Consider the following 7,869-nt stretch of genomic DNA (forward strand, 5'->3'; position numbering starts at 1 on the left):
TTCTTGAGAAACGTCGAAAGACCCCGCGAACCTGAGGGGATCGATCAGAGAAGTCGCTCATGATCACGATCTGTGACCTTCAAAGCCCTGGGGTCCTCGGGTTATGTGGCCGTCATGGTGTTGGCGCTCTATATCAACGATCTGAGCACCAGCGCACTCTATCATCACCCCGAGGTCATCTGGCTCGCCTGCCCCTTGCTGCTGCTCTGGATCACTCGGGTCTGGATGCTCACCCATCGAGGACTGATGCATGACGATCCTGTCGTCTTCGCCATCCGAGACCGTGTGAGCCTGATCATCGGCGCACTCTTTGGACTCGTGTTCTGGGTCGCGACATGAGCGCCTCGGCATTGCTGTCCTGGGGCCAACATCCGCCACACCCCCAGATCCCCCACACCTGCCATTGGCGCGACGCGCTTCCCGGCACGCTCACTGAACTCGCGCGCACGCATGGTTCGACTCTAGCGTTTGGCAACGGCCGTAGCTACGGCGACAGCTGCCTGGCGACCAGCGATCACGTCCTGTCTCTCCGCCATCTCGACCGCTTCATCGAGGCGGACTGGACAAGAGGCCGACTAACCGCCGAGTCCGGAGTCACGCTCGAGGACATCCTAGCACTCGCCATCCCGCGGGGATGGTTCCTATCGGTCACGCCCGGCACACAGCTCATCACACTCGGGGGGGCGATCGCCAACGACGTACACGGGAAAAATCATCATGTACGCGGCACCTTCGGACGCCATGTGCGGCGGTTCGGTCTATTGCGCTCGCAGGAGGGGCGGCTACTCTGCTCGCCGGATGAGAATCAGCAGCTGTTCGCTGCCACCATCGGTGGACTCGGGCTGACGGGTATCATCGAGTGGGCCGAGATCCAGCTGCTTCCGATACGCTCCAGCCAAATCCACGCGAGCGTCACCCGCTTCGAGGGCCTCACCGAATTCTTCGCGCTCTCCGACGAACTCGACCGACGTTACGAATACGGAGTGGCCTGGATCGACTGTGCCGCCACAGGGCGAACCACAGGACGCGGTGTCTACATGGCCGGCGATTTCGCCGCCGAAGGTGGCCTCCAGGCCGCCCGGCGGACCAACCTCGGCGTTCCGGTCACGCCCCCCATCTCGCTGATCAACTCACTGTCGCTGCACGCATTCAATGAAGTCTACTGGCGCAAGCACCCGCGCAGCCAACAGCCCCGACGTCTCGGATACGCACCTTTTTTCTATCCGCTCGACGGCGTGCGCAACTGGAATCGCATCTACGGCCCCAAGGGATTTCAGCAGTATCAGTGCCTCATCCCGCGAGATCAGGCCGAATCGGCGATGCATGCACTCTTGAGCGCGATCGCCTCATCGGGCACGGGCTCCTTTCTCGCCGTTCTCAAACGCTGCGGCGATCTCGAATCGCCAGGACTCCTTTCCTTTCCGGCACAGGGAACCACATTGGCACTCGACTTCCCACAGTCCTCTCGGCTCGACACCGAGCTCTTCCCTCGACTCGATACCATCGTCCGAGAGGCAGGAGGACGACTCTATCCAGCCAAGGACGCGCACATGCTCGGCGAGGATTTCCGTCGCGCCTATCCTGCCTGGGAACGACTCGAGGCACTGCGCGATCCAGCACTCAACTCTCGCTTCTGGACACGAGTGACGACATGAAACGTATCCTCATCATTGGCGCCACCTCCGCCATCGCCACCGCTTGTGCCCGTGCCTGGGCCGAGCAGGGCGCCCACTTCTTCCTGGTCGCTCGCAACCCGCACACACTGTCGCAAACAGCTACCGACCTGAGTGCACGCGGCGCGGCCGCCTGTCATACCTACGAGCTGGATGTGACTCGAATCGACGATCATCCAGCCATGTTGTCATCCTGCCTGGACACGCTGACAGAAATCGACATCGCACTGATCGCCCATGGCACCCTGCCCGATCAGACTGCCTGCGAAGGGGACGCGCCGCTCGCAGTCGAGGAATTCAATCTGAATGCCACTGCGACCATTGCATTGCTGACGATTCTGGCCACTCGACTGGAGCATCAGAAAAGCGGAACCCTGGCGGTCATCACCTCGGTAGCCGGTGATCGCGGGCGCCCGTCGAATTATGTGTATGGCAGCGCCAAGGCAGCCGTATCGACCTTCTGCGAGGGCATGCGCGCTCGACTGTTCAAGTCCGGGGTGCACCTAATCGACATCCGTCCCGGATTCGTCGCAACGCCCATGACGCAGGGACTCCCCCTGCCCGCGCTCCTGGTCGCCCAAGCGGACAGCGTCGCAAAACGCATTCTGAACGGCATTGAGCATCGCACCGACGTGCTGTATGCACCCGGATTCTGGGCCTGGATCATGCTCATCATTCGCACAATACCAAGACCGGTCTTCAAGCGGTTATCGCTGTGATCCAAGATCCGAATCCATCCGCCCAAGCGTCACCTCAGGCTCCGCTACTCTCTGGCTGGCGCTATCGGGCGGTCATCTATTCGGTCATGATGTCAGCGGTTGCCTATCTGGCTATATCCCTGTGGACCGGCTGGCGCGAGGTCTCGTCCGCGATCGTCCAGGTAGGGGCGACAGGCATCCTCGTCGCCCTGTCGCTGTCCCTGGTGAACTACGGATTGCGATTCCTGCGCTGGCAGAGCTATCTCGAAACCATGGGACACCCGGTACCCTGGCAAGCCAACCTGCACATCTATCTAGCCGGGTTCGCCCTGACCACCACGCCCGGCAAAACCGGCGAGGCATTGCGCGGTGTGCTTCTCAAACGTTGGGCCGTTCCCTATCCGCACAGCTTCGCCGCCTTCTTTAGCGAGCGCCTATCGGACCTGGTCGCGATCGTATTGCTCACCCTGATCGGATTGACCCTCTATCCAGATGCCTGGCCGGTCATTGGTCTAGGCGTGGGCGGAATCGCTCTCGGATTGTCGATCGTCTCGAATCAAAGGCTGCTGCATCGACTGGAAAGGGGTTTGAGCGCAAACTCCAAGATCAACAACCTGCTGCGTCAGGTCCTACAGGTCGCGCATCAGGCTCGACGCTGCCACAAACCTCGGTTGCTCGCCAGTGCGACGCTGCTGAGCCTCCTGGCCTGGTTTTCGGAAGCCCTCGCCTTCTTTCTAGTCCTGCATTGGATGGGTATCGATGTATCCCCCTTCTTCGCCGTCTTCGTCTATGCCCTCTCGATGCTAGCTGGCGCACTAAGCTTCATGCCGGGCGGTCTAGGTGGAGCGGAAGGTGTCATGGTTGCCCTGTTGATATGGAAAGGAATGGCGAGTTCGGACGCAGTGGCGGCCACGGTCTTGATCCGGCTGGCGACGCTCTGGTTCGCGGTTATCATCGGGTTGTTCGCACTCGCGAAGTTCCGGCATTAACAATGCCCCAGACATATTAGATGCGGCACCTGAAGAGCCCTGGCCGTTTTGCAGGCTACTCACAAAAATCATGCATTAGAGCGATGCACCCTAGCATCTCACTCACAGCGGATCGCATCTAACCCATACATTAATTACTACCAATGCATGCAACCGGTATAAATCATATGATCGCTTCAATCCAAAGAAGCTTGTCGAATGCGATATTAATTATTTTCGCATTATCAATTGCGCTACTATATCTACAGTACAACCACCAAAGATTTGCCGACGATTCTTTTATAACTTTCCGTTACGCTCAAAACCTCGCCGAGGGTTATGGATTACGATTCAATCCAGAAGAGAACCATTACGGATCAACTGCAATGGGCATGGCAATCTTACTCGGCGGTCTATCCTATCTAGCGGATATAGCGTTCCATCATTCCATCCTGGTGAAGGGGCAGATCGCAACGCACGGCGTTTTGATACCAATATTCGCCAGCATGTTTTCCGCTGCATCGATCGGATTAACAACCGCTTTGATTTTCCTTGCTGGACGCAGAACGGTGGGGGATCTTGGTGCCTGGCCAATCACCATCATATTCAGCTTGATACTGGTGACAACAGGCTACATACAAATGGTTTCTGGACATGAAACCCTTATTTATCTAGCACTGCTTTTTTTTGCGGCATACCTAGCATTCTTTCTTATCCGTCCTGTCAGCGCAGGCTTGGTATTAGCACTCGCCACGACCATTCGCCCCGATTCCATTTTGATGTTCCTTATCGTTGCCGCATTAATGGCAATACATACCATAGCTGCGGAAAACAAGCGCGATCAAGCGCTTCAACTGCTCAAGCTATCAATAGCCTTCGCTGCCGCTTTTCTCTCGTGGCTGCTGTTCTGCAAGCTCTATTTTGGTCAGGCTCTACCAGAAACCATGCTCGCCAAACAGGCACAGATCATACTCGGACACTGGGAAACATATCGGCTTGGATTGGTCGCAGAAAAAGCGACACACAACCTAGGCTGGATACTTTCTGCCACACAATTGTTGCTGATTAGCGCGGCATTTGGATTGACGATTATTTCGTCCAAGCGCATTCGTGATCTAGTTGCCATGCCGATCACACTGCTGTTAACGGCCTTATTGTTATTCGGCTTCGGTCAAGCGCTTTTCTATCATCTGATCGGCGTAACCGTATGGCCATGGTATATTACGCCTATTGCGTACACATTAATCGTCAGCGGAGCACTGTCTGCATTCATAGCACTTCATTCGCTCTCGAATCCAGGTCTAATCCGTAAATCAGCAACTGTCATATTGATAATTTCAGCAGTGCTATTGTCCATCAAAGGACCGGAGATCAGCTCACGAACCGACTGGATGTTAAGAACAGAGAACATCAATCACCATGTCTTTAGCTACGATGGTGTAGTTCAATATCTCCGACGCGAGGAGCCAAATGGCTGTTCGGTTGCAACGGCCGAACCCGGAGCACTGGGCTTCAAGCTCGGACCGAAATACAGGGTCATCGACGAGCTTGGACTCAGCAGTCCGGATGTGGCCAAACAGATAACTCTCGGCAACATGGACTATCCCTTCGAGACCTGGCACCCGGACTATGTCATAGTCTCTTGGCAAGGAAAATATTCACCAGATAATCGCCCGTGGTTCAAGGACAAATATGAACTAGCGACAGAGATACCTCATCAGTTTTGGCAGGAACGTCTGGGGCGAGGAGTCCTACTCTACAAGCGAAGAGAATCCGACTTAAGCCAAAAGAAACCTGAATCCCTGAATACAATGACACAATCACTCGAATTCAACTCATAACAGGCGTCACCAGCGTCTCGAGACTGTCGCGGAGGAGTAGGAAATCCAGCTGCTGGCCCCAAGAATACGCTCCATTGCAATGGATGATTCACGCAGTACCAGCAGAGAACCGCCCCTTGAACGAAACAACTCGCTCTAGCAGAGACAACACTGGCCCCGACGATTCGAGCCGGCCAAATGCCATCCGCCTTCGAGGCGTCCGCCAGAACAACCTCAGGAACCTCGACCTCGACCTGCCGCTGGGCCAGCTGATCGTCGTCACCGGCGTTTCGGGCTCGGGCAAGTCGTCGCTCGCCTTCGACACCCTCTACGCCGAGGGCCAGCGCCGCTATGTCGAGACCTTCTCGGCCTATGCCCGCCAGTTCCTCGACCGCATGGACCGCCCGGCCGCCGACCGTATCGAGGGCATCCCGCCGGCCATCGCCATCGACCAGACCAATCCGGTTCGCACCTCGCGCTCGACCGTGGGGACCATGACCGAGCTGAACGATCACCTCAAGCTGCTGTTCGCGCGCGGCGCCCGGCTCTTCTGCGAGGGATGCGGACACGAGGTCAGACGCGACTCGCCCGAATCGGTCTTGAACGCACTGAGCGCCGATCCGGCATTCGCCGAGCGGCGCGTCCTCATCGTCTTCCCGGTCCAGGTTCCGGCCTCGCTCGGACTCGACCAGGTCAAGGAGATGCTGGCCCAGCAGGGATACGTGCGGCTGCTGCGCGAGGAGCCCGAGCGGATCCAGGTGATCCAGGACCGTCTGCGGCTCACGCCCGAGAACCTCAGCCGTGCGCTCGAGGCGATCGAAACCGCACTGGCCAAGGGGCATGGCCGGCTGCTGGTCTATCCGCTGGACGAGCGCAAGGAGCCCGGGATGCCCAGGCGTTTCTCGTCCGACCTCCAGTGTCCCGACTGCGACATCCAGTATCGCGACCCGGAGCCCAACCTCTTCTCTTTCAACTCGCCCTTCGGCGCCTGCGAGACCTGCCGCGGATTCGGGCGCACCATCGGCATCGACTGGTCGCTGGTGGTCCCGGACGCCTCCAAATCCCTGGCCGAGGGGGCCGTCAAGCCGATCCAGTCCGACAGCTACGCCGAGGTCCAGGATGACCTGATGCGCTTCGCCCGTCGGCGCGGACTGCCCACCGACCTCCCCTGGCGCGATCTGACCGACGCCGACCGCGACTGGATCGTCGAGGGCGAAGGCTCGTGGGACGACGGCGTCTGGTACGGCCTGAGACGCTTCTTCGACTGGCTGGAGGGCCGCAGCTACAAGATGCACGTGCGGGTGCTGCTGTCGCGCTATCGAAGCTATGACGAATGCCCGACCTGTCACGGTTCGCGGCTACGCGACGAGGCACTGGACTGGCGCCTCGGCTCGGCCGAGCTGGCGGGACGCCTCCTACCACCGTCCGAGCGTTTCCGCCATGCCCGCACCGGCATGCAGGAGTCGGCCTGGAACGACCTGCCCGGACTCGCCATCCACGACCTCATGCGCCTGCCGATCGCCCGCTGCCGCGACTTCTTCGAGTCGCTCCGGCTGGAGGGACCGCTCGACCAGGCGCTCGACCTGCTGCTGTCCGAGATCCGCACCCGTCTCGGCTATCTGTGCGAGGTCGGGCTCGGCTATCTGACCCTCGACCGTCAGTCGCGGACGCTCTCGGGGGGCGAGGTGCAGCGCATCAACCTGACCACCGCGCTCGGGACCTCGCTGGTCAACAGCCTCTTCGTCCTCGACGAGCCCAGTATCGGGCTGCATCCGCGCGACATGGACCGGGTGACCCAGGTTCTGCACCGATTGCGCGACCGGGGCAACACGCTGGTGGTCGTCGAGCACGACCCGCAGGTGATGCGGGCCGCCGACCGCCTCGTCGACATCGGCCCGGGCCCAGGCGAGCACGGAGGGCGCATCGTCTTTCAGGGTTCGCCGACCGGACTCCTGGCATCGACCGACTCCCTGACCGGCGACTATCTCGCCGGACGCCGCCAGGTCGCCACGCCCCGTCCGACACGCGAGCCCTCGGACAGCGACCGCTGGCTGCAGGTGCGCGGCGCCCGCGCCCACAACCTCAAGGACATCGACGTCGCCATCCCGCTCGACCGCCTGGTGGTGGTGACGGGCGTCTCGGGCTCCGGCAAGTCGACCCTGGTCCAGGAGGTGCTCTACCGGGCCCTGTGCCAACTCAAGGCCCATCCCGAGGGCACGCCGGGCGAACACGAGGGCATCGAGGGCGATGCGGCCGTCGCCGACGTGCTGCTGCTCGACCAGTCCAGCATCGGCCGCACCTCGCGTTCCAACCCCGCCAGCTATGTCGGCGCCTTCGAGGTGCTGCGCAAGCGCTTCGCCGCCCAGCCGGCGGCCCGGGAGCGCGGCTACACCGCCGGCACCTTCAGCTTCAACAGCGGCGACGGACGCTGTCCCACCTGCGGCGGCAACGGCTACGAGCATCTGGAGATGCAGTTCCTGGCCGACGTCTATCTGCGCTGTCCGGACTGCGACGGACGCCGCTACCGCGACGCCGTGCTGGAGATCCAGGTCCCGAGCGCCGCCGACCCGAACCGCAGCGCCTCCATCGCCGAGGTGTTGGAGATGACCGCCACCGAGGCGCTCGACTTCTTCGCCGGCGACCGCGACCTGCAGCGCGCCTTGGAGCCGCTGCAGGCGGTCGGGCTCGGCTATCTGCGGCTCGGCCAGCC

The 7,869-nt window shown here is 60.3% G+C and carries 6 protein-coding genes; all 6 read left to right on the forward strand.

From position 1 onward, the window contains the following. The first annotated feature begins 72 nt into the window (after nt 1-72). On the forward strand, nt 73-339 hold the full coding sequence (locus D779_RS20260; RefSeq protein ID WP_043758081.1) for a hypothetical protein: 267 nt from the start codon (nt 73-75) through the stop codon (nt 337-339). Continuing rightward, nucleotides 336-1,655, forward strand: coding sequence for an FAD-binding oxidoreductase (locus tag D779_RS20265; protein WP_043758082.1), 1,320 nt, complete (start codon nt 336-338; stop codon nt 1,653-1,655). Before D779_RS20260 ends, D779_RS20265 begins: the two co-directional genes overlap by 4 nt. Next, entirely contained in the window at nt 1,652-2,392 is a 741-nt protein-coding gene (locus D779_RS20270; RefSeq protein ID WP_043758085.1) for an SDR family oxidoreductase, read from the forward strand. Before D779_RS20265 ends, D779_RS20270 begins: the two co-directional genes overlap by 4 nt. A gap of 86 nt (nt 2,393-2,478) precedes the next feature. Continuing rightward, a complete protein-coding gene (locus D779_RS20275) occupies nt 2,479-3,360 on the forward strand; it encodes a lysylphosphatidylglycerol synthase transmembrane domain-containing protein (protein ID WP_052348330.1) in 882 nt (293 codons plus the stop codon). Between the two features lie 167 nt (nt 3,361-3,527). After that, nucleotides 3,528-5,180 (forward strand): hypothetical protein, encoded by a 1,653-nt coding sequence (locus D779_RS20280; protein ID WP_157726484.1) that lies wholly within the window; start codon nt 3,528-3,530, stop codon nt 5,178-5,180. Nucleotides 5,181-5,362: 182 nt separating this feature from the next. Then, on the forward strand, nt 5,363-7,869 hold a 2,507-nt coding region (gene uvrA / locus D779_RS20285; RefSeq protein ID WP_043758094.1), incomplete at its 3' end, for an excinuclease ABC subunit UvrA.

This window comes from Imhoffiella purpurea, assembly GCF_000585215.1.
Classification (GTDB): Bacteria; Pseudomonadota; Gammaproteobacteria; order Chromatiales; family Chromatiaceae; genus Imhoffiella; species Imhoffiella purpurea.